21 protein-coding genes are annotated in these 22,659 nt (G+C 64.9%); 11 read left to right on the forward strand and 10 right to left on the reverse strand.

The genetic code is table 11. From position 1 onward, the window contains the following. The first annotated feature begins 3 nt into the window (after nt 1–3). The 4 genes from DUGA2_RS27165 to DUGA2_RS27180 are packed head-to-tail and all read left to right on the forward strand — an operon-like array spanning nt 4 to nt 4,937. A complete protein-coding gene (locus DUGA2_RS27165) occupies nt 4–1,173 on the forward strand; it encodes a cystathionine beta-lyase (RefSeq protein ID WP_070272521.1) in 1,170 nt (389 codons plus the stop codon). Further along, nucleotides 1,170–2,228, forward strand: a complete 1,059-nt coding sequence (gene hisC, locus DUGA2_RS27170; protein WP_070272522.1) for a histidinol-phosphate transaminase — start codon at nt 1,170–1,172, stop codon at nt 2,226–2,228. The genes DUGA2_RS27165 and hisC overlap by 4 nt, the downstream gene beginning before the upstream one ends. A 46-nt stretch (nt 2,229–2,274) precedes the next feature. Further along, entirely contained in the window at nt 2,275–3,504 is a 1,230-nt protein-coding gene (locus tag DUGA2_RS27175; protein WP_070272523.1) for a putative DNA modification/repair radical SAM protein, read from the forward strand. Beyond that, nucleotides 3,501–4,937 (forward strand): UdgX family uracil-DNA binding protein, encoded by a 1,437-nt coding sequence (locus DUGA2_RS27180; RefSeq protein WP_070272524.1) that lies wholly within the window; start codon nt 3,501–3,503, stop codon nt 4,935–4,937. The genes DUGA2_RS27175 and DUGA2_RS27180 overlap by 4 nt, the downstream gene beginning before the upstream one ends. A 132-nt stretch (nt 4,938–5,069) precedes the next feature. Here the strand turns inward: DUGA2_RS27180 and DUGA2_RS27185 are convergent, their stop codons facing one another. The 4 genes from DUGA2_RS27185 to DUGA2_RS27200 all read right to left on the reverse strand — a co-directional run bounded on the left by DUGA2_RS27185 (nt 5,070) and on the right by DUGA2_RS27200 (nt 9,566). After that, entirely contained in the window at nt 5,070–7,052 is a 1,983-nt protein-coding gene (locus DUGA2_RS27185) for a hypothetical protein (RefSeq protein WP_141753394.1), read from the reverse strand. A gap of 179 nt (nt 7,053–7,231) precedes the next feature. Further along, a complete protein-coding gene (locus DUGA2_RS27190; RefSeq protein ID WP_070272526.1) occupies nt 7,232–7,594 on the reverse strand; it encodes a hypothetical protein in 363 nt (120 codons plus the stop codon). Between the two features lie 68 nt (nt 7,595–7,662). Then, a complete protein-coding gene (locus DUGA2_RS33805; protein ID WP_141753395.1) occupies nt 7,663–8,493 on the reverse strand; it encodes an energy transducer TonB in 831 nt (276 codons plus the stop codon). A 104-nt stretch (nt 8,494–8,597) separates the two neighbouring features. Further along, complete coding sequence (locus DUGA2_RS27200; RefSeq protein ID WP_070272528.1) at nt 8,598–9,566, reverse strand: GyrI-like domain-containing protein; 969 nt, start codon at nt 9,564–9,566, stop codon at nt 8,598–8,600. Nucleotides 9,567–9,645: 79 nt separating this feature from the next. On the opposite strand from DUGA2_RS27200, the gene DUGA2_RS27205 reads away from it, so the two are divergent. The 3 genes from DUGA2_RS27205 (at nt 9,646) to DUGA2_RS27215 (ending at nt 12,052) form a co-directional block, all read left to right on the forward strand. Continuing rightward, nucleotides 9,646–10,119: a low molecular weight protein-tyrosine-phosphatase gene (locus DUGA2_RS27205; protein ID WP_070272529.1), complete on the forward strand. Its 474-nt coding sequence runs from the start codon at nt 9,646–9,648 to the stop codon at nt 10,117–10,119. Nucleotides 10,120–10,180: 61 nt separating this feature from the next. Continuing rightward, the gene (locus tag DUGA2_RS27210; protein ID WP_070272530.1) at nt 10,181–11,584 is read left to right on the forward strand and encodes a serine hydrolase; all 1,404 of its coding nucleotides are present in this window, start codon (nt 10,181–10,183) and stop codon (nt 11,582–11,584) included. 9 nt (nt 11,585–11,593) lie between these two features. Continuing rightward, nucleotides 11,594–12,052, forward strand: a complete 459-nt coding sequence (locus tag DUGA2_RS27215; protein WP_083296496.1) for a nuclear transport factor 2 family protein — start codon at nt 11,594–11,596, stop codon at nt 12,050–12,052. Nucleotides 12,053–12,065: 13 nt separating this feature from the next. Here DUGA2_RS27215 and DUGA2_RS27220 read toward each other — a convergent pair whose 3' ends face one another. After that, a complete protein-coding gene (locus DUGA2_RS27220) occupies nt 12,066–12,356 on the reverse strand; it encodes a hypothetical protein (RefSeq protein WP_070272531.1) in 291 nt (96 codons plus the stop codon). Further along, nucleotides 12,353–13,300 (reverse strand): retroviral-like aspartic protease family protein, encoded by a 948-nt coding sequence (locus DUGA2_RS27225; RefSeq protein WP_168167829.1) that lies wholly within the window; start codon nt 13,298–13,300, stop codon nt 12,353–12,355. The genes DUGA2_RS27220 and DUGA2_RS27225 overlap by 4 nt, the downstream gene beginning before the upstream one ends. A 78-nt stretch (nt 13,301–13,378) precedes the next feature. Between DUGA2_RS27225 and DUGA2_RS27230 the strand changes: the two genes are divergently transcribed. Further along, nucleotides 13,379–13,615, forward strand: coding sequence for a hypothetical protein (locus DUGA2_RS27230; RefSeq protein ID WP_008447892.1), 237 nt, complete (start codon nt 13,379–13,381; stop codon nt 13,613–13,615). 156 nt (nt 13,616–13,771) lie between these two features. Then, nucleotides 13,772–14,101 carry a DUF3471 domain-containing protein gene (locus DUGA2_RS27235; protein ID WP_070272533.1) on the forward strand — a complete coding sequence of 110 codons (330 nt, stop codon included), beginning with the start codon at nt 13,772–13,774 and terminating at the stop codon, nt 14,099–14,101. A 10-nt stretch (nt 14,102–14,111) separates the two neighbouring features. On the opposite strand, the gene serB is transcribed toward DUGA2_RS27235, so the two are convergent. The 3 genes from serB to DUGA2_RS27250 all read right to left on the reverse strand — a co-directional run bounded on the left by serB (nt 14,112) and on the right by DUGA2_RS27250 (nt 19,564). Further along, nucleotides 14,112–14,954, reverse strand: coding sequence for a phosphoserine phosphatase SerB (serB, locus tag DUGA2_RS27240; RefSeq protein WP_070272534.1), 843 nt, complete (start codon nt 14,952–14,954; stop codon nt 14,112–14,114). A gap of 71 nt (nt 14,955–15,025) precedes the next feature. Then, nucleotides 15,026–18,478 (reverse strand): transcription-repair coupling factor, encoded by a 3,453-nt coding sequence (gene mfd / locus DUGA2_RS27245; RefSeq protein ID WP_373994847.1) that lies wholly within the window; start codon nt 18,476–18,478, stop codon nt 15,026–15,028. 156 nt (nt 18,479–18,634) lie between these two features. Beyond that, on the reverse strand, nt 18,635–19,564 hold the full coding sequence (locus DUGA2_RS27250; protein WP_070272536.1) for a 5'-nucleotidase: 930 nt from the start codon (nt 19,562–19,564) through the stop codon (nt 18,635–18,637). Between the two features lie 199 nt (nt 19,565–19,763). On the opposite strand from DUGA2_RS27250, the gene DUGA2_RS27255 reads away from it, so the two are divergent. Beyond that, nucleotides 19,764–20,744, forward strand: a complete 981-nt coding sequence (locus DUGA2_RS27255) for a choice-of-anchor A family protein (RefSeq protein ID WP_070272537.1) — start codon at nt 19,764–19,766, stop codon at nt 20,742–20,744. A gap of 122 nt (nt 20,745–20,866) precedes the next feature. Beyond that, the gene (locus DUGA2_RS27260) at nt 20,867–22,000 is read left to right on the forward strand and encodes a diguanylate cyclase (protein ID WP_229214783.1); all 1,134 of its coding nucleotides are present in this window, start codon (nt 20,867–20,869) and stop codon (nt 21,998–22,000) included. Between the two features lie 24 nt (nt 22,001–22,024). Here DUGA2_RS27260 and DUGA2_RS27265 read toward each other — a convergent pair whose 3' ends face one another. Next, nucleotides 22,025–22,615 carry a DUF4337 domain-containing protein gene (locus DUGA2_RS27265; protein ID WP_070272539.1) on the reverse strand — a complete coding sequence of 197 codons (591 nt, stop codon included), beginning with the start codon at nt 22,613–22,615 and terminating at the stop codon, nt 22,025–22,027. Between the last annotated feature and the right edge of the window lie 44 nt (nt 22,616–22,659).

A 22,659-nucleotide genomic window follows, 5' to 3' on the forward strand; every position in this document is an offset into this window, starting at 1 on the left:
GCCATGACTACCAAAAAATCTCTCCAGACCACGCTCGTCCATACCGACTACCAGGCGCCGGAAGGCTTCGCGGCCTTCCCTGGCGCCATTCACCATGCCTCGACGGTGCTGTTCAAGAACGTGGCGGCCATGCGCTCGGGCGAATGGAAAGAGAAGAACGCCTATACCTACGGCCTGCACGGCACGCCGACCACCTTCACGCTGGAAGCGCGCCTGGCCGAGATCGAGGACGGCAAGCACTGCCTGCTGGCGCCGAGCGGGCTGGCGGCCATCGCGATGGTCGACTTCGCGCTGCTCAAGGCCGGCGACGATGTGCTGTTGCCCGACAATGTCTACAACCCCAACCGCGAGCTGGGGAGCTGGCTGTCGGCCGATTTCGGCGTCACCGCGCGCTACTACGATCCGCTGATCGGCGAGGGCATCGCCGCGCTGATCCAGCCGAACACCAAGCTGATCTGGACCGAGGCTCCCGGCTCGGTATCGATGGAGGTGCCTGACCTGCCGGCCATCTGCAAGGCGGCGCATGAGCGCGGCGTGGTGGTCGCGCTGGACAATACGTGGTCGGCCGGCCTGGCGCTGCGCGGCTTCGAGCTGGGCGTCGACATCATCATGCAGGCGCTGACCAAGTACCAGTCCGGCGGGTCGGATGTGCTGATGGGCGCCGTCATCACGCGCGACCCGGCGCTGCACGAACGCCTGAGCCTTGCGCACATGCGGCTCGGCATGGGCGTGGGCGCGGACGACGCCTACCTGGTCGCGCGCGGACTGCCGACCATGCGCCTGCGCTTCGACGCGCACGACGCGGCCGCCCGCAAGCTGGCCGCGTGGCTGCAGGCCCGCCCGGAAATCACCCGGGTGCTGCACCCGGCCTTTACCGACTGCCCCGGCCACGAAATCTGGAAGCGCGACTTCAGCGGCGCCGGCGGTTTGTTCTCGGTGGTGTTCGACGAGCGCTATACCGAGGCCCAGACCGACCGTTTTGTCGACGCGCTCAAGTTCTTCAAGATCGGCTACAGCTGGGGCGGGGCCAACAGCCTGGTCATGCCTTACCGTATCCAGCGCATGCGCAACGACTGGCGGGACAAGGGCATCCTGGTGCGTTTCAACGTCGGCCTGGAGGACATCAACGACCTGATCGCCGACATCGAACGCGCGCTGGGGGAGCTGCAATGAGCCGCTACTGGAGCGACGTGGTCCACGGCCTGACGCCGTACACGCCGGGCGAGCAGGTGCAGATGCCCGGCCTGGTCAAGCTGAACACCAACGAGAATCCCTATGGCCCGTCGCCCAGGGTGGTGGCAGCGATGCAGGCCGCCGTCGGCGACCAGTTGCGCAAGTACCCGGACCCCGGCAACGCCGCCGTGAAGGACGCCGTGGCCCGCCGCTACGGCCTCGCGCGCGAGCAGGTCTTCGTCGGCAACAGCTCGGACGAGGTGCTGGCGCATACCTTCCAGGCCTTGCTCAAGCACGCTTTGCCGCTGCTTTGTCCGGACATCAGCTACAGTTTTTATCCGACTTATTGCAGCTTGTACGGCATCGAGGCGGTGCAGCTGCCGCTGAACGAGCGTTACGAGATCGACGTGGCGGACTACAACCTGCCGTGCGGCGCGATCATCGTCGCCAATCCGAATGCGCCGACCGGCATCGGGCTGCCGCTGGAGCGCATCGAGGCGCTGGTGGCCGCGCATCCCGACCAGGTGGTGGCGATCGACGAAGCCTATGTGGACTTCGGCGGCCATAGCGCGATTGCGCTGCTTGGCCGCTATGACAATCTGCTGGTGATCCATACGCTGTCCAAGTCACGTTCGCTGGCCGGGCTGCGGGTGGGCTACGCGGTCGGCCATCCCGACTTGATCGCGGGACTGGAGCGTGTGAAGAACAGCTTCAATTGCTATCCACTGGGGCAGGTCGCCCAGGCGGGCGCGGTGGCGGCGCTCGACGACGCGGCCTACATGGAGCGGACTTCGCAAGCCATCATCGCCACCCGCGCATGGCTGACTGCGCAGATGCAGGCCTTGGGCTTCGACGTGCTGCCATCGCAGGCCAACTTCATCTTCGCCCGCCATCCGGGGCACGACGCCGCGCAACTGGCGGCGGGGCTGCGGGAGCGGGCGATCCTGGTGCGCCACTTCAAGCAGGCGCGCATCGACCAGTTCCTGCGCATCTCCATTGGCACCGGCGATGAGTGCGCGAAGCTGGTCGATGCGCTGAAAGCGATACTTTCGTAACTCCTTCTGATATACTGTATAAAAACACAGTATATCGAGGGCGGCGATGGAATTGACGGACAAGCTGGAAATCCTGGCGGATGCGGCCAAATATGACGCCTCCTGCGCCAGCAGCGGGGCGCCCAAGCGCCACTCCATCGGCAAGGACGGTTTTGGCGCTACCACCGGCATGGGCATCTGCCACAGCTACACGCCGGACGGGCGCTGCGTCTCGCTGCTGAAGGTCCTGCTGACCAACTACTGCCTGTACGACTGCCAGTATTGCGTCAACCGGCGCAGCTCCAATGTGCCGCGCGCGCGTTTTTCGGTGGCGGAGGTGGTCAAGCTGACCACCGATTTCTATCTCCGCAACTACATCGATGGACTGTTCCTCAGTTCCGGCATCATCCGCTCGGCCGACTACACGATGGAGCAGCTGGTGCAGGTCGCGCGCGAACTGCGGGAAGTGCATCAGTTCCGCGGCTACATCCACTTGAAGACCATCCCCGACGCCGATCCGGCGCTGATCGCGGCGGCCGGCCGCTATGCCGACCGCCTCAGCGTCAATATCGAACTGCCGACGCAGGACAGCGTGCAGAAGCTGGCGCCGGAAAAGAGCGTCCACACCATCAAGCTGGCGATGGGCGCGATCCGCCTCAAGCTCGACGAGAAGGCGGGAGAGCCGAAGGCGCCGCGCTTCGCGCCGGCCGGACAAAGCACGCAGATGATCGTCGGCGCCGATGCCAGCGATGACCAGCAGATCCTGTCCACCGCCGAAACGCTGTACGGCAGCTACAAGCTCAAACGGGTGTACTACTCGGCTTTCAGCCCGATTCCGCAAAGCCCGAAGAGCGTGCCGCTGGCGCCGCCGCCGATGCTGCGCGAGCACCGCCTGTACCAGGCCGACTTCCTGCTGCGCAGCTACGGCTTCAAGGCCGGCGAACTGCTGCCCGCCGCCGGCAACCTGGCGCTGGACATCGATCCCAAGCTGGCCTGGGCGCTGGCGCACCGCGAACATTTTCCGCTGGACCTGAACCGTGCCGAGCCCCACATGATTGCGCGCGTACCCGGCATCGGCTTGCGCAACGCGCAGCGGCTGGCCGATCTGCGGCGCCTGCGGCAAATCCGTTATGCCGATCTGTCACGGCTGCGTTGCAGCATGAAGAAGATCGCGCCGTTCATCATCACCGCCGATTACAGGCCTGCGAGCGATACCACGCCCTCCGAGCATCTGCGGCGGGCGATGGCCGATGCGCCGCAGCAGATGAACCTGTGGCCGGAGCTGCAGGCGGCATGAGCGCGCAGGCTGCGCCGCTGGTCCGGTCGTTTGACGAGTGGCGCATCGCAGCGCGTGGTTTTATCGCGCGCCGCGTGGCCCCGGAAACCATAGAATGGCTATCGAGTGCCGGCGCTGGCGATTTGCTGTCGGGCGCGTCGGCTCCGGCAGCGGCAACGACGGAGGAGTCCGGAGGCCAGGCCGGCACCCGCTTGCCGCGCCAGCTGATGGCATTGCTGGAGGCGGCGTCCTGCCACAGCGCCGACGACCGCTGGGCCTTTTTGTACAGCAAGGTTGGGGTGTGGCGCTGGCAGCGTGGCGAGCGCGACGTCGTGTCGCCGGCCGACGCCGACGGCGCGCGCCTGCACGGCATGGTGAAGGCGGTCCGCCGGGAGGAGCACGATATGCACGCCTATCTACGTTTCAGGGAGCGCAAGGAGGCGGACGGAGCGCCGCGCTTCGTCGCCTGGTTCGAGCCGACGCACCATGTGCTGCCGCAGGTCGCCGTCCATTTCGCGCGCCGCATGGGCAACGTCACGTGGATGATCGCCACGCCGCAGGCGGCCGTGCTGTGGGATGGTGAAGCGCTGCACGAAGCGCCATCGTTGCTGCGCAGCGCGGCCGACATCGAGGATGCCGGCGAAGCACTGTGGCTGACCTACTATCGCAGCATCTTCAATCCAGCCCGGCTGAACGCGGACCTGCTGCGTAGCCATATACCATCGCGCTTCTGGAAGAATTTGCCGGAGGGCGCCATCGTGCCGGCCATGATCAGCGCCGCCGCCAACGGCGAACGGCGCACCGGCCAGGCGGAAACCGTCGGCCGGCGCGGCGGCAGCGCGATTGCCGTTGCCGCCGCGGACGCCCAGCCGCAGCGCGGGCACCCGACCACGCTGGACCAGTGCCGCCGCTGCGAGCTATGGAAGAACGCCACGCAGGCCGTGCCTGGCGCCGGCCCGCAGCGCGCGCGCATCATGCTGGTGGGCGAACAGCCGGGCGACCAGGAGGATCTCGAGGGCTTGCCTTTCGTCGGCCCGGCCGGGGCGGTGCTGGACAAGGCCATGGCGGAAGCGGGCATGGACCGCGGCAGCATCTACCTGACCAACGCCGTCAAGCATTTCAAATGGGAGTTGCGCGGCAAGCGCCGCCTGCACAAGACGCCGGCGCAAAAGGAAATCAGCGCCTGCCATCTGTGGCTGGAGGAAGAACTGGCGCGCGTGCGGCCGGACGTGGTGGTGGCGCTCGGCGGCACGGCGCTGAAGTCGGTGCTGCAAGACGGCAGCGCCACGATGGCGCCGGCGATGGATGCGCCGGTCCGGCACGAGGGGCGATGGCTGGTGGTGGTGTATCACCCCTCGTATGTGCTGCGGGCCCCGGACGAGGCCAGCCGGCGTGCCGCCTATCAGGTCATCGTCGACGGCTTGCGCCAGGCGCTGCGTCTGGTGGACGGCTAGACCGCGGCAGGTTCGTTGCGGTTCAGGCGCAGGATGCCGCTGATCAGGCGATAGGCCTTCCACAGCCAGGCGCCCAGCCAGACCAGGTAGGCCAGCGGTATGCCGATTACGCTGCTGGGCTGAGCCGTGGCGTCACCGGCGCACCATCACCACCCAGTGGTTGTTCCCAGCACCCAGCGCCGCCGGCACATGGGCGATGATGTGCTGCGAAGTGGCGGCATTTCCCTCCAGCTCGGACCAGGTGTTGGCCAGATGGGTGTTGAAACCGACCAGTGCGATATCCGCGAAACCGAGCAGCCTGCCGATGATGGACATCTGCTGCAGGCTTAGCCAGCGAGTCTGATACGGACCGGTGAAGCTGGCTGCCGCAGCATTGGCTTCCGCTGTGCCCAGGCTGCGCAGGTGCGCCGCCAGCGACGCCCTGGTGAAGGGCTGTCCGGCCAATAGCCCCAGCGCGTGTATGCCGCAGTCGCCGTCGGGTTCGGTCCAGCGGCTTACGCGCAAACGGATATTCGGTCGATTGTGGAGCGGAAACTCGTTTGCCTGGAAGTTGAGTATCATCGCTTGTTCGTCGGACGATGCCATCGCTTCGTCCTCTTCCGGCTCCCCCAGCACTTTATGCAGGCTCGTGTCCACGAAGGCCGGGCCGCTGCGCGCCGCGATGCTGTCGAAAAATTGTTCGAGCTTTCGTCCAACAACGTGCTCTTCGCTCTCTATGCACCGGGGAATCTGGTCCGCCAGCGCCCGGGTGAGGTTGAAGTCTTTTTTCTTGTTGGCGATGGCTTGCACGGCGCGGATGACGAGCTGCTCGTCGCTCTCGCCGCTGTTGCGGCTGAACAGCAGATGGCCGGCGCGTATCACGTTGATCATTGCCGAGGCGTTGCTGCGAAAGCCGTGCGGGTCAAATGACAGCGCATATTGGCAGTGGGCCAGCTCATCGAAGGAACCCAGCAAACCTGGTACTTTCAATCGTGGCGTGCTTTTGGCGAGATCGCGCAGCGCCGTGACCAGATCCTCCTCTTCCTCCTTGCCGGCGACGATCACATGGAAGGTGTTGTCTATGCCCGCCCTCGTCAGCGCCGCGCATAAATTACTGACGTTCGCAACCGTGGTGCCGTGTCGTGCGGAGATCATGCCGAACAGGACGATGCCGCTCCTGACGGTGGGCGTGGCAACCTGTATCTGCCTGGCCTGGCTGATGCGCAGTCTAAATTCCTGCACCATGATGGCCAGATTCAGATTGTCGTCGCCATCGCTTTTCAGCGTCGGCACCGGCGTGGGATTGCTGGGGCGGGCAATGCCAGGCAGGGTCGGTGGGTCTAGAAAACCCAGGTACTGATAGATGTGGCTCAGCACAGTGGTATGGACCGATGTCATCAATCCGGGCACTTGCGACTGCATGCCCTGGACGGCGTCGGCCGGGAATTGTCCTTGCATATGACTGTGGACGCTTGGATTGAGCGTAATGAGCCCGGTGGGCTGTTCGGTGACACGGGCGATCGCATTGACATTGCTGTTTTCATGCACCGTGTACACGATTAACAGCCGCTTGCCTGCGGCGTCGGCCGCCGCGTGCAATTTTCCCAGCAGTGTCTGGCTGAGGCCGCGCCCGGTGTAGCCGTTGGGCGTGCCGGTATAGCGTATGTGCCAGTTCAGAATGATCGTGTCTATCGTCGCGAGGGCCGGCGACTCGAGTACCCGCTTGAACTCACTCAGTATGCGGGGATTGGTATCGCTGGCTAGTTTTCTGGCGTTGGCGTTGCCGACCGGGCCGGTGTAGCTCAGGCGATCGATATATCTGCAATTGGTTTGCCCGCCGCCGATCACGGCCTGGAAATAGCGTTGCAGCCAATTGGCATAAGCGCCGTCGCCGCCATGGGCGTCGATCCGGCAGCGACCCAGCGTATGGATCAGTGCGTATCCCGGCGCCACGAGGCGCTGCCTCCCGGCCGCCGCGGCGGCCGAGCTCGACGAGGACGCCGCCGCGCTGCTGCTGCTGCTGGCGACAACCATGTTTCCGACGGACAGCCGCCGTTTCGTTTTTTTCGGTACGCAGGTGGGGCACTTGGACGTGGTAAATGTGGTGCGACATTTTCCGCAATAAGTCATGGTCATGCCCCAAGGTATTTTCGATAACCGGTATTGTCAAAAATTTCCATCCATGGCGAGCGAAGTTTCGTGCGGCGTCGTCAGGGCCCGTTGCGGAACACGCCCATGGTTTCGCGCCATCTCCATCCGCACGACGGCGCATGCGCATAACTGGTCGACGCGCTCAAGGCGCTGCTGCCAGCCGTTTAAACGTTGGCGGGTTCGTTGCGGTTCAGGCGCAGGATGCCGCTGATCAGGCGATAAGCCTTCCACAGCCAGGCGCCCAGCCAGACCAGGTAGGCCAGCGGTATGCCGATGATGGTGACGAACAGCACGGCGCCGATCGCGACGAACACCACGTACCACCAGAACGAGCGGATCATCCAGCTGTGGTGGGTGTGGACGAAAGTGCCTTCGGTGCTGGGCCGCTGCAGGTAGTTGACCGCCAGCGGCAGCACGGAAAACAGGCCGAGCGAAAAGATGAAGCTCACTGCATGGATAATGTAGAGCCACCAGGCGGTGCTCTTGGCCGATTCGAGGCGATTATCCAGTACCAGTTCTTGTGACATGATCGCTCCTTTGTGAGATGGTGGTTGGCAGTATAGCGACGCCTTGCTTCAGGCGGCGCACAGTGTCGTCAAGGTCCGTCGCGGAACACGCCCATGGTTTCGCGCAGCCTCCAGGTGTACTTGAGCGATACCCAGCCGCCGACCGCAACGCCGTTCTGCATCGGCGGCACGAAGCGGCACAGGGCGATGGCGTCGCGCGAGGCGCGGTCCAACGAAAACGAGCGGCTCGATTTGATGATGCGCGACTCGGCAACGCGGCCTTGCGCGTCGATCAGCAGCGCCATGCGGGCCACGCCTTCCTGGCCTTTCATCTTGGCGTCGAGCGGGTAGGCCGGCGTGTCGCATTCGACCGCCAGCACCGCCGCCGGCAGCGATTCGAATGCGTCCGGCCCCACGCTGCTGCCCGCGCCTTTGCCCGCCAACGTGCCGGCGCCGAGGCCCGGCCCGGCCGAGCGGTCGGCCGCCGAGCCGGCGTTCGACGCCGTGGCGGCCGTGGCAGCCGTTGCGCGGTCCGGTGACGATAGTGGCGGCGACAGTGGCGGCGTCGCCGGCTCGTTGCGGGCCTGCGTTGCGGTCTGTATTGAGGTATGGGAGCTGGCGTGCACAGTCGCCGCATCTTCCGTGGTGGCTGCGGCCTTGATGGCGAACGACGGACCGAAATCCAGCCGTGGCATCGCCGGCGCGGACATGCTGCCGACGGCGATGTCCGCAGCCGGCGCCGCGCTGGAGCCGGCGCCGGAACTGAGCATCGCGACCTGCGTGATCCGGCTCGGCGCCTCATAGGTGAACAGCGTGATCTTGCCGGTCTTTTGCAGCATGAACCAGACGATCAGCAAGTGCAGCGCGACGATCAACGCCAGGCTGGAACCGCGCGTGTTGCGGCCGTGCCCCAAGCTCAAGAAACTCAAATCCTGTCGCATGCTGTCGCCCTTCCGTGTTGTGTGCATTGCGAAAAATATCACACTTCCCCGGCGATGCCCAGCGACAGCAGCAAGAATCTGCGCTACAGCGGCCGCACCGGAATGCAGATGTCGCAGCTCATGGCGCCGGTCTGCGGATCGAACGCCAGGTCGGGCGTGAACATTTCGAAGCAGGGGCGGTCGTCGCATTGCAGGCCGCTGGATGGCAGCCAGTTGCGCGTCATCCAGGTCCAGGCGTCGGCGATGGCGGCGGGCTGGCCTTCGAAACGGGCGACGGCGTAGCGGCCGCCGGGCAGGGTGGTGATGTCGGCCGAGCCGGTGGCGGTGAAGCTCTCCGGCACCGTCACGCAGGCGTCGTAGCGGCATTTGTCGGGCGGCGTGATGCTCGGGTCGTCGTAGCCGACGCCGTAGCACAGCGCCTGGCCCAGGCCGTGCGACTGCACCCAGGGCGCGACGGTGCCGCGCCAGAAGGCGCCGATGCCCGGACCATAAGGGCCGATGTGGCGGTGGTAGGCGACGCGGGCCGCGGGCAAGTCGATCACTTTAACGTCCATATTGAAATCTCCTGATGGGTTGTTGGAGATGTCATCGTCGCCGATGCCGGTTTGCGGCGTCTGATCGTACTTGCTCAGTACCTGATCCAGATTGCTCTGCGCGCGCCGGTCGCCGCCGAGCGCCTGCGAGGCCAGGCGCTCGCGCGTGTCGCGCCGCCACTCGGTCGGCGTGCAGCCGAACCTGAGCTTGAAGGCGCGCGCGAACGCTTCGCCGGAACCGAAGCCGGTGGCCAGCGCCGTCTCCAACACCGACTCGGGCGGCGTGCAGCTCAGGCGGAAGGCGGCTTTCTCCAGCCGCCGCCGCCGCGCGTAGTCGCCCAGCGTTTCGCCCATCCACGATTGGAAGATGCGGTGGAAGTGGAAGCGCGAGAAATTGGCGATATCGGCCAGCTGCGCCAGCTCCAGCGGCTGGTCCAGATGGGCGTCGATGTAGTTCAGCACACGGTTCATGCGGCGCGCGTATTCGGCACGGGGAGACTGGTCGTTGGGCAGGTTCATTTATTTTGCGGGCGTGTCGCGAGGCGCCGATTTAATCTATAAAATATAAACATGTTGATTATATAAGTGGCTTGCTCACATGGCGAAAACTTCGGTGCTGTTCGTCTGCATGGGGAATATCTGCCGCTCTCCGACGGCGGAAGGGGTGTTCCGCCATCGCGTGGAGGCGGCCGGCTTGTCCGACCAGTTCCGCATCGATTCGGCCGGCACCCACGGCTACCACGTCGGCGAGCCGCCCGACGCGCGCTCGATGGAGCATGCGGCCCGGCGCGGCTACGACCTGTCGGCGCAGCGCGCGCGCAAGGTGGCGGCCAGCGACTTCGAAGAGTTCGACCTCGTGCTGGCCATGGACCACGACAATCTAAGTCTGCTGGAAGCGGCCTGTCCGCCGCAGCACCGGCACAAACTGGGCCTGTTCATGGCGCACGCCAGCCGCAGCGGATCGGATGTGGTGCCCGACCCGTACTACGGCGGCGGGCGCGGTTTCGATCTGGTGCTCGACTATGTCGAAGACGCCTCCGATGGCTTGATAAAGCAATTGCGAAAACCATAAGATGATGGCAGCATACGCCCGTTGATCGCCATTCTGGAGCGATCCGCATCAGGAGACAAACATGTCGCAATATCGCAAGTGGATGCTGTCCGCAGGCCTGGCTACGGCCATGCTGGCCGGCGGAACAGGGCAGGCGCAGGATCTGAAACGCATCGAGGCGCTGGTCGATTCGGCCGCCGCCAACGACCATTTTTCCGGCGCCGTGCTGGTGGCCAAAGGCGACCAGGTCTTGCTGGACAAGGGCTACGGCTCTGCCAACCTGGAATGGAACATCCCCAACGCGCCGAGCACCAAGTACCGCCTCGGTTCCGTCACCAAGCAGTTCACTGCCGCCAGCGTGCTGCTGTTGCAGGAGCGCGGCCAGCTCAAGGTCTCCGAACCGGTCAGCAAATACGTGGGCGGCCTGCCTGCGGCGTGGAGCAAGGTGACGATATTCCAGCTGCTGAACCACACCTCCGGCATCGCCAACTTCACGTCGACCAAGGAATATCAGTCGATCGAGCCGTTCGCCAAGAAGCCGGAAGAATCCATCGCGCTGGTGCGCGACAAGCCGCTGGAGTTCGAGTCCGGCTCGCGCTTCAGCTACAGCAATACCGGCTACGTGCTGCTGGGCGCCCTGATCGAGAGGGTCAGCGGCCAGGGCTACGACGTCTTCGTGCGCAAGAACATCTTCGAGCCGCTGGGCATGAAGGACAGCGGCTACGACTGGAACGCCACCGTGCTGCCGAACCGCGCCGCCGGTTATGCGCGCGGCAAGAAAGGCGTGAGCAATGCCGGCTTTATCAACATGAGCATCCCGCACGCCGCCGGCGCGCTGTACTCCACCACTGGCGATCTGCTGCGCTGGCAGCGCGGCCTGTATGAAGGCAAGCTGCTGTCGCCGGCGTCGCTGGAGGCGATGACCACGGCGTATCACTCCGGCTATGGCTTCGGGCTGGGCATCCAGCAGAAGGACGGCGGCAAGGAGGTCGGCCACGGCGGCGGCATCGAAGGCTTCGCCACCGAGGTGCGCTACCGCATGGGCGACAAGATCAGCGTGATCGTGCTCAGTAACGTCGAAGGCAGCCAGCTGGAGTCGTTGACCGCAGGCCTGACGGCGGCCGCGCGCAACGCCAAATATGTGCTGCCGTCCGAGCGCAAGGATGTCGCGCTGTCGGCCGCGCAGATGGCCGCCATCGCCGGCACCTACACGATGCCGGACGGGCGCCGCCTGTGGCTGCGCGTGGACGGCGGCGGCATGACGTCGCAGCTGCAAGGCCAGGGCGTGCTGCCCATCTATGCCGAGTCGGCGAACCTGCTGTTCCTGCGCCGGGTCGATGCGCAGCTCGAATTGAACCGCGACGCGGCAGGCCAGGTGGAGGCGGTGACGCTGCAGCAGGGCGGCCGCAATATGCGCCTGCCGCGCGTGGCCGAAGCGCCGCCCGCCATCGAAACCCCTGGCGCTTCGGCGCCTGAAACTGAATAAGGAGTCCGCATGAAATTTAAATCCGTCTTGCTGTCGGCGACCGTCCTGGCCTTGGCCGCGGCCCAGGTGCATGCGCAGGAAGCCGCGCCGCAGCAGCTGCTCAAGCTGGTGCAGGCCTATACCGAAGCCCAGCGCGATTTCGAACCGTCGAAGATCGACGCCATCGTCACGCGCGATTTTTACGAAGTGTCGCCGCTGGGCGAGGTGGATCCGCGCGAGAAGGTGCTGGGCTTCTACCTGCCGGCCAACAAGCGCGAAGCGCCGACGATGGAAGTGTCCGAGCCGTCCATCCAGATGCACGGCAACACCGGCACCATCCTGGTCAAGCTGTCCGGCACGGTGGCCGTGCCCAATGCCGAGAAGCGCAGCTTCTCCCTGCGCGTCGGTTATGTCGCGGTGAACGAGGGCGGCAAGTGGAAGCTGGCGTCGGCCCAGTACACCGGCATACGCCCGCCCAAACCACAGTGATGCCGCAGTCCGCTCAGCCGGGCGGCAGTTCGCGGATTTCCACGCTGCCGCCGGCTTCGTAGTCGGGATTCCCGGCCAGCAGGAGCTTGGCGTCGGCTATGCTGGCGGCGCGCACGCGGATGAAGCCGGTGACGCCCAAGCCGGCCGCCTGTTCCGGCTGGCCTTTCTTCAGGCGTTGGCCGCTGCCGATGGCGCTGCCGCCGTCGAACTGGCCGGTCTGGCGCAGGCGGGCGATGTAGCCGTCCCAGTCGCCGTTGGCGCCGCCGGGGGCGTCGTCGAGCATGAGGATGATGTATTCGTTCATCGCGTCTCCAGTCGGTGCGAGGCGGCGAACACCGGTCCGCCAAGGTAGGAATAGTAGAAGCGGTGCTGCCGATTCGACAGCAGCACATGGTGGGCGCGCAGGAAGTCGCGGCCCAGTATCATCTGGTGGCTTCGGGTATCGACTTCCTCCCCGTCTTCCATCACGGTGAGGCGCGGGTGGTCGATCTTCTCCTCGCCGATCGCGAAGCTGTCGAAGGTGGCGATCCATGAGCGTCTGGATTTGCCGTTGACGCCGACCAGCCGGGCGCCCGGTTGGGCATCGGCGGCGGCGGGCGCGAAGCCCAGGCGTTCGGCAGCGTGCTGAGTGACCGTCGAGACGGCGGCGCCGGTGTCGATCAGCGCCGTCAGCTTGCTGCCGTTGAGCTCCACCTGGACCGTGGCGCGGCTGTCGTAGGCGGGTATCTTCAGCGGCACGTCCAGCGCGTTGACGTCCCAATAGGCCAGGGACTTGTCGTCGCAGCCCTCGGCGCGGAAGAACTTCAGCTGTTTGTCCGCCAGCGCGATTTCGAGATCGGCCTGCAGCAGATAGTCGGCGCCGACGATGCCGCCGTAGCCTGGATAGTCGAAGCCTTCGATCACGGGGAACAAGGCCTGGCGCACCCGCGCCGGTCCGATGATCACTTCGTCGGGACGGGCGGCGAACATCTGCGCCTGTCCGCCCACGCCGTAGGCCTTGTCCCGGGAGGGCGTGAGCATCAGCTGCTGGCGGTCGATTTCCGCACGCGTCAGCAGCGTTTTATAGGCGCCGGTGTCGATCAGCATGCGCACTGGCTTGCCGTTGATCTGCGCATCGGTGTAGGGATGGCCCCATCTGTCGTCGGCGCCGATGGTCAGCGTGGCGAGTTCGGTGTAGCGGCATTCGGCGGCGGCGTGGCTGGCGCCGGCGGCCAGCAGCGGCGCGCAGAGCAGGAGGTGGCGGATCATGAATAAAGGCGGCATAAAGGCGGCGACAGGCGGGCTTTGATGTTATCATTTTAATCAAATTCTGTGTTTGATATCTCGATGAATAAACTACCTCCCGCCTGGACTGCATCGCCTGCGCCGCCGACGCTGGTTATCGTCGGCAAGGAGCAGATCCAGGTGCTGGGCACCAATGTGAGTACCGCCGAGGAACTGGTCAGGCTGCTGTTCGAGCAAAAGATCGAGCGGATAGACTTGCAGGTAGAGAGCAGCATCGACTATGAACGCGTCGGCAAGGTCATCTACTCGGTGGCGCGCAGCGGCGTGCTGATCGCCTAGTCCGGGCCTCCCGTTTAACCCCAGATAACGACCATCCGTCACCGCAAATCGCGGCTTGGTCGGATGCCGCGCACGGGTCATGGTTATTTTGCCTACAGTGAGTCATTGCCATCCACATCCAGAGCGATGGCGATACTACCTGGACGGGAAAATATCATGCGTACTTTTATGTGGGCTTTGGCCTTGTGCTGCTGCGCTCCATGCGCCGCCGGCGCGGCCGAGAAACCGGCACAAACTATCGAGCTGCAAGACTTCAAGGGACAGTACGACCTGGCGGACGGCCGCACGCTGACCGTGACCGAGCGCCGCAAGAAACTGTATGCGCAGATGAACGGCGGTCCGGCGATTGAGCTGGAGGCCGCGGGGAAGGGCGCGTTCATCACGCGCTGGGGCGGCCTGCGGGTGGAGTTCGACCAGCGCGACAACGGCAGCGTGGCCGGCGTGCGCCTGTTCGGCGCCGAGCAGGTCGCGCGCCGTCAGGAATAAGCGCCTGAACTCAGGTCAGCAGGGGAAGGATGCCGTCCAGGCCGACGAAGTTGAGCGCGACGTTGGCCTGCTCGCGCACCACCGGCTTGGCGCGGAAGGCCACCGACATGCCGGAGATGCTCATCATCTTCAGGTCGTTGGCGCCGTCGCCCATGACGATGGCCTGCGACGGCGCGATGTCCAACTCCGCGCACACGCGCTCCACCGTGCGCTTCTTCTCTTCCGCATCGACGATGCCGCCGACCACGCGGCCGGTCAGCCGGCCGTCGACGATTTCCAGTTCGTTGGCGTGGGTGTAGTCCAGGCCCAGGCGCTCTTTCAGCCGCGAGGTGAAGTAGGTGAAGCCGCCCGACACCAGCAGCGTTTTCAGACCGGCCTGCTGCACCGCCTTGAGCATGGCCTCGGCGCCCGGCGACAGCTGCAGGCGTTCCTCGTACACGCGCTCCAGCGCCGACGCCTCCAGGCCTTCCAGCAGCGCCACGCGGCGCTTCAGGCTTTCGGAGAAATCGAGCTCGCCGCGCATCGCCGCCTCGGTGATTTCCGACACTTGCGGCTTGAGACCCTGCATGTCGGCGATTTCGTCGATGCACTCGATGGTGATCAGCGTCGAATCCATGTCCATGGCGACCAGCTTGAACTCGCTCATCTTGTGCATGCCGATCGAGTAGGTGGCGTCCAGCTGCGCCGCCTGGGCCGCCACTTCGATGGTCTGGCGCAGCGCGGGCGAGAAGGTGATGCCTTCGCAGCGCAGCGCGCGGTCGCTCAGCCAGGTGATGTTTTTCGGCGCCGTCAGCGCCGCGATGCGTTCCAGCCGGGCTTTGCAATCGTCCAACCCTTGCAGCACAAGGTTCATAGTATTTTTTGCGGTCTTCATAAATCCATATAGCGTTTTTTGGGCTAAGCGCCCAAGTTACGTGTTTAGGCTCACGCGGTCAACTGTTTGATCGCACCTTTGATTTGGGCGACACGCGCGGCCAGGTCGGGCATGGCGGCGGTGATCTTCAATTTGTCCTGGCCATTGAGCTTGATCTGGCGGTTCTTCTGTATCAGGTCGATGATGCGCATCGGGTCGATCGGCGGCTTGGCCATGAATTGCAGCGTGGCCGCCTCGCCATGGGCGTCGATCTTGATGATGCCCACGGTCTTGGCGGCGATGCGCAGGCGGTGCGTCTCGATCAGGGCCTTGACGGCGTCGGGCAGTTTGCCGAAACGGTCGATCATCTCTTCCTGCATGTCGTCGATCTTGTCCTGGACGTTGCAGTTGGCCATGCGCTTGTAAATAGATAGCCGTTCGTGCACATCGCCGCAGAAATCGGCCGGCAGCAGCGCCGGCACGTGCAGGTTGATCTCGGTGGTGGTGGCCAGTGGCGCCGCCAGGTCGGGCTCCTTGCCGGCCTTGAGCGAACGCACCGCCTCGTTGAGCATGTCCGAATACAGCTGGAAGCCGATCTCGGTCATCTCGCCGGACTGGTTGTCGCCGAGGACTTCGCCGGCGCCGCGGATCTCCAGGTCGTGCATGGCGAGATAGAAGCCGCTGCCCAGTTCCTCCATCTGCTGGATCGCGTCCAGGCGGCGCTGCGCCTGCTTGGTCAGTCCCTGCACGTCCGTCACCAGCAAGTAGGCGTAGGCCTGGTGGTGCGAACGGCCGACGCGCCCGCGCAGCTGGTGCAGCTGCGCCAGGCCGAACTTGTCGGCGCGGTGCATGATGATGGTGTTCGCGGTCGGCACGTCGATGCCGGTTTCGATAATCGTGGTGCACAGCAGGATGTTGTAGCGCTGCGCCACGAAGTCGCGCATCACTTTTTCCAGGTCGCGTTCGTGCATCTGGCCGTGGGCCACGGCGATGCGCGCCTCCGGCAGCAGCTCGGTCAGCATCGCCATGCGGTTCTGGATGGTCTCGACCTCGTTGTGCAGGAAGTAGACCTGGCCGCCGCGCTTCAATTCGCGCAGGCAGGCTTCGCGGATGATGGACTCGCCCTCGCTGCGCACGAAGGTCTTGATCGCGAGGCGCTTTTGCGGCGCGGTGGCGATCACCGAGAAGTCGCGCAGGCCTTCCAGCGCCATGCCCAGCGTGCGCGGGATGGGCGTGGCGGTCAGCGTCAGCACGTCGACTTCGGCGCGCAGCGATTTCAGGGTCTCCTTCTGGCGCACGCCGAAGCGGTGCTCCTCGTCGATGATGACCAGGCCGAGGCGGGTGAACTTGACGTCGTCCGACAGCAGCTTGTGGGTGCCGATGACGATGTCCAGCGTGCCGTCGGCCATGCCCTTGATCGCCTGCGTGATCTCCTTGCCGGTGCGGAAGCGCGACATTTCGGCGATGCGCACCGGCCAGTCGGCGAAGCGGTCGGCGAAGGTCTGCGCATGCTGCTCGGCCAGCAGCGTGGTCGGCGCCAGGATCGCCACCTGCTTGCCGCCCATGACGGCGATGAAGGCCGCGCGCAGCGCCACCTCGGTCTTGCCGAAGCCGACGTCGCCGCACACCAGCCGGTCCATCGGCTTGCCGGAGGTCATATCCTTGATGACGTTGTTGATCGCTTCCTGCTGGTCCGGCGTTTCGTCGAAGCCGAAGCTGTCGGCGAAGCGTTCGTAGTCGTGCGCCGAGTATTCGAACGCGTGGCCCTGGCGCAGCGCGCGGCGGGCGTACAGGTTGAGCAGCTCGGCGGCGGTGTCGCGCACCTGCTCGGCGGCCTTGCGCTTGGCTTTTTCCCAGGCGCCGGAACCCAGCGCGTGCAGCGGCGCGTCTTCCGGCGAGGCGCCGGAGTAGCGCGAGATCACGTGCAGCTGCGATACCGGCACGTACAGCTTGGTGTCCTTGGCGTACTCCAGGTGCAGGAACTCGGTCTCGCCTTCGCCCAGGTCCATGCTGGTCAAGCCCATGTAGCGCCCGATGCCGTGGTTGATGTGCACCACCGGATCGCCGATCTTCAGCTCCGACAGGTCGCGCACCATCGACTCGACCTGGGTGACGGCTTCCTGCTTCTTCTTGCCGACGCGGCGGCCGGAGCCGGCATACAGCTCGGTCTCGGTGATGAAGATCAGGTTCTCATCTGGCGTGGACAGCTCGAAGCCGGCGTGCAGCGGCGCCACGCCCAGCATCAGCTTCTCGCTGGAGGTGGCGAAGCCTTCGTAGCCTTCGACCGGCGTCAGCGCCAGGTCGTATTCGTTGAAGTACTGCTGCAGCGTTTCGCGGCGGCCGTTGGTTTCGGCGCAGATCATCACGCGGCGGCCCGCCTGCAGCAGGTAGGCGCGCAGATTGGTCAGCGGGTCTTCGCTGTGGCGGTTGACGGCGATGTTGGGCACCGGCGCCGACAGCTCGGAGGCGCCGCTGTCGGCATCCTTGGACACCACCAGCCGGCCGTAGGGCTTGGCCAGCGTGAAGAACTGCTCGTCCGACAGGAACAGCGCTTCCGGCGCCAGGATGGGGCGCTCGCGGTCGGCCTTCAGGAAGCGGTAGCGCGAGCCGGTGTCGGTCCAGAAGCGCTTGATGGCGGCGTCGATGTCGCCGACCAGGGCCAGCGCCGCGCCTTGTGGCAGGTAATCGAACAGCGTGGCCGTCTCGTCGAAGAACAACGGCAGGTAGTACTCGATACCGGCCGAGGCGATGCCGCTCTTGATGTCCTTGTACACCACGGAGCGCGAAGGATCGCCTTCGAACTGTTCGCGCCAGCGGTTGCGGAAGGTGGTGCGCGCCGCTTCGTCCATCGGGAACTCGCGGCCCGGCAGCAGCCGCACCTCGTTGACCGGGTACAGCGAGCGCTGGGTGTCGGCGTCGAAGGTGCGGATGGTTTCAATGGTGTCGCCGAACAGGTCGAGCCGGTAGGGCAGGGCGGAGCCCATCGGGAACAGGTCGATCAGGCCGCCACGCACCGAGTACTCGCCGGGCGACATCACCTGCGCCACGTGGGTGTAGCCGGCCAGCGTCAGCTGCGATTTCAGGCGCGCCTCGTCGAGCGACTCGCCTTTTTTGAAGAAGAAGGTGTAGGCCGCCAGGAACGACGGCGGCGCCATGCGCACCAGCGCCGTGGTGGCCGGCACCAGCATCACGTCGCACTGGCCGCTGGTGATCTCGTGCAGCGTCGCCAGGCGTTCGGACACCAGGTCCTGGTGCGGCGAAAAGGCGTCGTAGGGCAGGGTTTCCCAGTCCGGCAGCAGGTGGCAGCGCAGCTGGTCGCCGCCGAACCACGGGATCTCGTCCAGCAGGCGCTGGCCGTCGCTGGCGTTGGCGACGATCACGGCCAGCATCTGGCCCTGGGATTTGAGTTCGAGCGCGGTGAGCGCCAGTGCGTAGGCGTCCGACGAGCCGTGCAGCGCAGGCAGGGCGTAGCGGGTGCCGGGTTTTGGTAGGGAGTTTTTTAAGACCAGGGACACAACACACATTCAACGGTTAGGGAGACCTCGATGCACCGCCGCAGGGGCAATGCCGCTGCCGACATTATAGACGAAGCCTAGTGTTCGAGTGAGCGCCGCTGCAACCCCGGGAGACCGGGGTCGGACCCCATGCGGGGTCCGACCCCCCGGCGCCGCCGTGCGGGGTCAGCGCGGCCGGTTCGCTATGCCGAAGGGCACATGGACCATCGGTATGTTGCCGTCGGCCGACTTCAGGTGGCTGAGCTGGTCGTCGAAGAAGATGTGCGGCTTGAAGATGCCCAGCACCCGTGCTTTTTCCATGCCGCCCAGGAAGAAGGTCTCGTTGGCGGACACGCCCCAGCTCTTGAGCGTGGTGACGACGCGCTCGTGCGACGGCGCGCTGCGGGCGGTGATGATGGCGATGCGCAGGATGCGCTTGTACGAAGGGTCGCGGCGCTGGGCGCGCTCTTCCAGGCGCTGCATCAGCGACAGCTTCTGGAACAGGTCGGCCAGCGGCCCGGGCTGGTGGGGGATGGCGACCCGCTCGCGCTCGTGCGCGTGGAACTCGTCGACATCGTTGTTGCGCTTGAAGACGGTTTCCGATTCGTCGTCGGCGATCACGCCGTCGAAGTCGAAAGCGACCCGCAATTCCTCGTCGTCGTCGTCCTCGGTGCGCGACGGCAGCACCAGGCCGGCCGGATAATTGGCCTCCAGCGCGTTGCGGACGTCCTCTTCGTTGGCGCTCAGGAACAAGGAGGTATTGAAGGCTGGCAGGTAGCTGTACGGCGACTTGCCCGTGACGAAGCAGGCGCGCGAGATGTCCAGCCCGTAGTGGGCGATGGAATTCATCACCCGTAGCCCGGTTTCCGGCGAATTGCGCGACATCAGCACCACTTCCACCGGCGCCGACTGCGCGTAGTGCTTGTTGATGCCCAGGAAGCGGCGGATGAAGGGGAAGGCCACGCCCTTGCCCAGGATGACGTCGATATGCTGCTCCTGGTACTTGCGGTATTCCTCGGCGCCGCCTTCCAGGTAGATCTTGTGCGATTCGGTCAGGTCAAACAGCGCGCTCGAAGCGATGCCGATCACCAGTTTGTGCTCGATAGGGTAGGCCATGGTCTAGTCGGTGGATTGCTATAAGCATCACTTTAACCGATACGCCATCATCATGCGCGGCATATTATTGGTATTGCATTGGTTATATAGATAAAATATTTTTCTTATCAAGAATATTATTGATGTTGTTAATGAGATATAATTCAGCCCTTGCTTGCGGGTTTCCCTTGTTTCTCAACGAACATACCAATTACATACCATGACCATTTCCACTCTGATGCACCGCATTTTGCCGCTGGTGCTGGGCGTCGCTGCCGTGTGCAGCGCCCAGGCCGCAGCGCCGAGTTTCGACCTGGGCCTCGCTTCCGGCTACAGCGGCTATTTCTATGGCAACGCCAGTAACTTCACCGACGTCGAAGGCCGCCTGGCCGTCGGCGGCAACCTGTCGGCCAACGGCGCCTCGATCGGCTACCGCACCCCGTACGGCGTGACCGCGCCTACCGTGGTGGTCGGCGGCAACGTCAAACTGAGCAGCGGCGACATCTATGCCGCCCCGCTGACCAATGTGAACACCAACGCGTCGATCGGCCCGATCACCGAGTACACCAAGAACTACAACGGCTACGGCGTCTACGGCGGCAACAACACGTCGTCGTCCTACCTGAACCTGAGCAAGGCCAACATCTCCAGCTATACCGACTTCAGCGCGGCCAAGACCCAGCTGACCGGCCTGTCGAGCACGCTGAACAGCCAAGCCGGCAACGGCACGGTCAACTTCGCCAACGGCGGCATCGAGCTGGTCGGCAACAACACCGCCGGCCTGCAAGTGTTCAACGTCAACACCCGCAACCTGAGCAACCTGACGCTGAGCAACGTGAAAGACGGCGCCACCGTGGTCATCAACGTGACCGGCAGCGGCGACGTGGTCTTCGGCGGCGGCCAGGACGGCTTGCTGGAAAAGCTGCGCGCCAACGTGCTGTTCAACCTGAACGACGCCAACGTGGTCAAGGTCAACACCTTCGTCTGGGGCTCGGTACTGGCCAACGACGCGGTGCTGTCGGGCGCCGGCCACCTGGAAGGCAGCATTGTCGCCAAGTCCATCGTCAGCGCGGTCGAGATCGGCTACGAGCCTTTCAAAGGCTACGTCGCCACGCCGGTCCCGGAGCCGGAAACCTATGCCATGCTGCTGGGCGGCCTGGCGCTGATGGGCGTGGTCGCACGTCGCCGTCGCGCCGTCTGATTTGGCGCTTCGTCGTTAAAAAAAAGCTGCCTCGGCAGCTTTTTTTGTTTCTTTCTTGCATGGACGATTGCCACTGGCCGTGGGCTGCGATACATTGGGGCATCCTCAGGACGGACTCCGGCGTGCTCAATCTCGACACTCTCTTACTGGTTCAGGTCTGCATCACGCTGTTGACGACGGCGCTGCTGGTTGCCTCCGCCTGTTACACCGGCAGCCCGTCCGAGCAGCGCTGGTGGGCGGCGGGCAACCTGGTGGTGTCGCTCGGACTGGCGATGGCCAATATGTACGGCGTGCCGGACATCTTCAGCGCCATCCTGGGCTACGGCATGATCGCCTTCGGCATGGGCCTGGTGCTGCGCGGCCTGCGCGTCTACTGCTCCGAGGTGCCGCGCTGGCGCGAGGTGATCGTCGTGACGGCGGTGGCGCTGCTGATCCCGGCCTACTTCACCTTCATCGTGCCCAGCCTGCGCGCGCGGCTGTGCTACAGCGGTTTCTATTTCGCCCTGCTGAACTGGCAGTGCGCCCTGACGCTCGCGCGCCATGGGGGCTGGCGCGGCATCGTCATCAGCGTGGCCGGCTTCACCGTGCTGGGGCTGGCGCTGTTCGCGCGCGGCATGAACATGGTATTCCACAGCGATCCGGCCGACGTGCCGGGCTCCCTGGTGATGGGGGCCAGCATGCTGGCGATCCCGCTGGCCCAGGTCTGCATCGCCTTCGGCCTGATCCTGATGGTGATGTGGCGCTATGCGGAACGCTTGCGCAAGCTGTCGACGCTGGACGCGCTGACTGGCGCCTTGAACCGGGCCGGCCTGGAGATCCAGGGCAAGCGCGTGGGCCTGCGGGCGCAGCGCGGGCGGCGCAGCCTGGCCGTGATCATGATCGACGTCGACTTCTTCAAGACCATCAACGATACCTACGGCCATCCGGTCGGCGACGAGGTGCTGCGCCACATGGCGCGCATCCTGCGGCTGGAGCTGCGGCCCTACGATCTGCTGGCGCGCTTCGGCGGCGAGGAGTTCGTGCTGATGCTGGACGGCTTGAACCGCGATGCCGCGATCAAGGTCGCCGAGCGCCTGCGCGCGCGCATCGAGCTGGAACTGGTGGAGATCGACGCGCTGTCGGTGCGCTACACGGCCAGCGTCGGCGTGGTGTCGTCGGACGAGCACGGCTACGACCTGATACGCCTGATCTCCGCCGGCGACGCCGCCATGTACGAGGCCAAGCGCTCCGGCCGCAACCGCGTCATCGGCGGCTAGCCGGCCACCGGGCGGCGTGCCGCGTCAGGACAGCAGCGCGATCAGCGCCTGCGGATGCAGGCCCCAGCCGGCCAGGCCCGACAAGCCCATCAACACGCCGAACGCCGTCGGCACCAGCGCCGTGAAGTACAGCGCCCACAGCTGCGTCAGCGCGGTGATGGCCAGCAGCGAGATGGCGATCGCCAGCAGCGCGTCGGACAGGTCGAACTGGTCGTCCTTGAAATTGGCGGCGTCGTAGGTCTGCTGGTCTTGCTCGGCCTGGGCCTTGGCGTCGGCCTTTTTGGCGGCCTGGTCCTGCGCGATCTTTTCGTACTGCTGTATCGCTACGCCATACGCCGCCTGCTCGGCGGCCGGCTTGCCCGCCGCGGCCAGGCGCAGCTGCACCACGGTGGACTTGGCCACTTCCTCGCGCACGTTACGGGCCTGGTAGAAGGCCCAGTGGTCGACGCGGTTGGCCTGCGCCTGCTGCATGCCCTGGTTGATGTTATCGTCCTTGACCTTGCAGATGCCCATGAAGGTGGCCAGAAGCGCCACGGTGATGGCGACGGTGGCATTGAGCTTCTTGCCGGAGGCCGGCGCGTCGCTCTGCGTGTCGACGAGGTCCAATGGTTCCATGTATCTTGATTCTCAGTGTAAAAACCTCAAGCTTAACCTACAAC

The sequence above is a fragment of the Duganella sp. HH101 genome, from assembly GCF_001758795.1.
GTDB lineage: Bacteria > Pseudomonadota > Gammaproteobacteria > Burkholderiales > Burkholderiaceae_D > Rugamonas > Rugamonas rivuli.

Coding starts and splice junctions, on each gene's coding strand:
- DUGA2_RS27185 (WP_141753394.1), bottom strand. CDS start 7,052: ATGACCATGACTTATTGCGGAAAATGTCGCACCACATTTACCACGTCC.
- DUGA2_RS27265 (WP_070272539.1), bottom strand. CDS start 22,615: ATGGAACCATTGGACCTCGTCGACACGCAGAGCGACGCGCCGGCCTCC.
- DUGA2_RS27180 (WP_070272524.1), top strand. CDS start 3,501: ATGAGCGCGCAGGCTGCGCCGCTGGTCCGGTCGTTTGACGAGTGGCGC.
- DUGA2_RS27230 (WP_008447892.1), top strand. CDS start 13,379: ATGAATAAACTACCTCCCGCCTGGACTGCATCGCCTGCGCCGCCGACG.
- DUGA2_RS27250 (WP_070272536.1), bottom strand. CDS start 19,564: ATGGCCTACCCTATCGAGCACAAACTGGTGATCGGCATCGCTTCGAGC.
- DUGA2_RS27200 (WP_070272528.1), bottom strand. CDS start 9,566: ATGAACCTGCCCAACGACCAGTCTCCCCGTGCCGAATACGCGCGCCGC.
- DUGA2_RS27225 (WP_168167829.1), bottom strand. CDS start 13,300: ATGATCCGCCACCTCCTGCTCTGCGCGCCGCTGCTGGCCGCCGGCGCC.
- DUGA2_RS27190 (WP_070272526.1), bottom strand. CDS start 7,594: ATGTCACAAGAACTGGTACTGGATAATCGCCTCGAATCGGCCAAGAGC.
- mfd (WP_373994847.1), bottom strand. CDS start 18,478: ATGTGTGTTGTGTCCCTGGTCTTAAAAAACTCCCTACCAAAACCCGGC.
- hisC (WP_070272522.1), top strand. CDS start 1,170: ATGAGCCGCTACTGGAGCGACGTGGTCCACGGCCTGACGCCGTACACG.
- DUGA2_RS27165 (WP_070272521.1), top strand. CDS start 4: ATGACTACCAAAAAATCTCTCCAGACCACGCTCGTCCATACCGACTAC.
- DUGA2_RS27220 (WP_070272531.1), bottom strand. CDS start 12,356: ATGAACGAATACATCATCCTCATGCTCGACGACGCCCCCGGCGGCGCC.
- DUGA2_RS27210 (WP_070272530.1), top strand. CDS start 10,181: ATGTCGCAATATCGCAAGTGGATGCTGTCCGCAGGCCTGGCTACGGCC.
- DUGA2_RS27235 (WP_070272533.1), top strand. CDS start 13,772: ATGCGTACTTTTATGTGGGCTTTGGCCTTGTGCTGCTGCGCTCCATGC.
- DUGA2_RS27215 (WP_083296496.1), top strand. CDS start 11,594: ATGAAATTTAAATCCGTCTTGCTGTCGGCGACCGTCCTGGCCTTGGCC.
- DUGA2_RS27205 (WP_070272529.1), top strand. CDS start 9,646: ATGGCGAAAACTTCGGTGCTGTTCGTCTGCATGGGGAATATCTGCCGC.
- serB (WP_070272534.1), bottom strand. CDS start 14,954: ATGAACCTTGTGCTGCAAGGGTTGGACGATTGCAAAGCCCGGCTGGAA.
- DUGA2_RS27175 (WP_070272523.1), top strand. CDS start 2,275: ATGGAATTGACGGACAAGCTGGAAATCCTGGCGGATGCGGCCAAATAT.
- DUGA2_RS27255 (WP_070272537.1), top strand. CDS start 19,764: ATGACCATTTCCACTCTGATGCACCGCATTTTGCCGCTGGTGCTGGGC.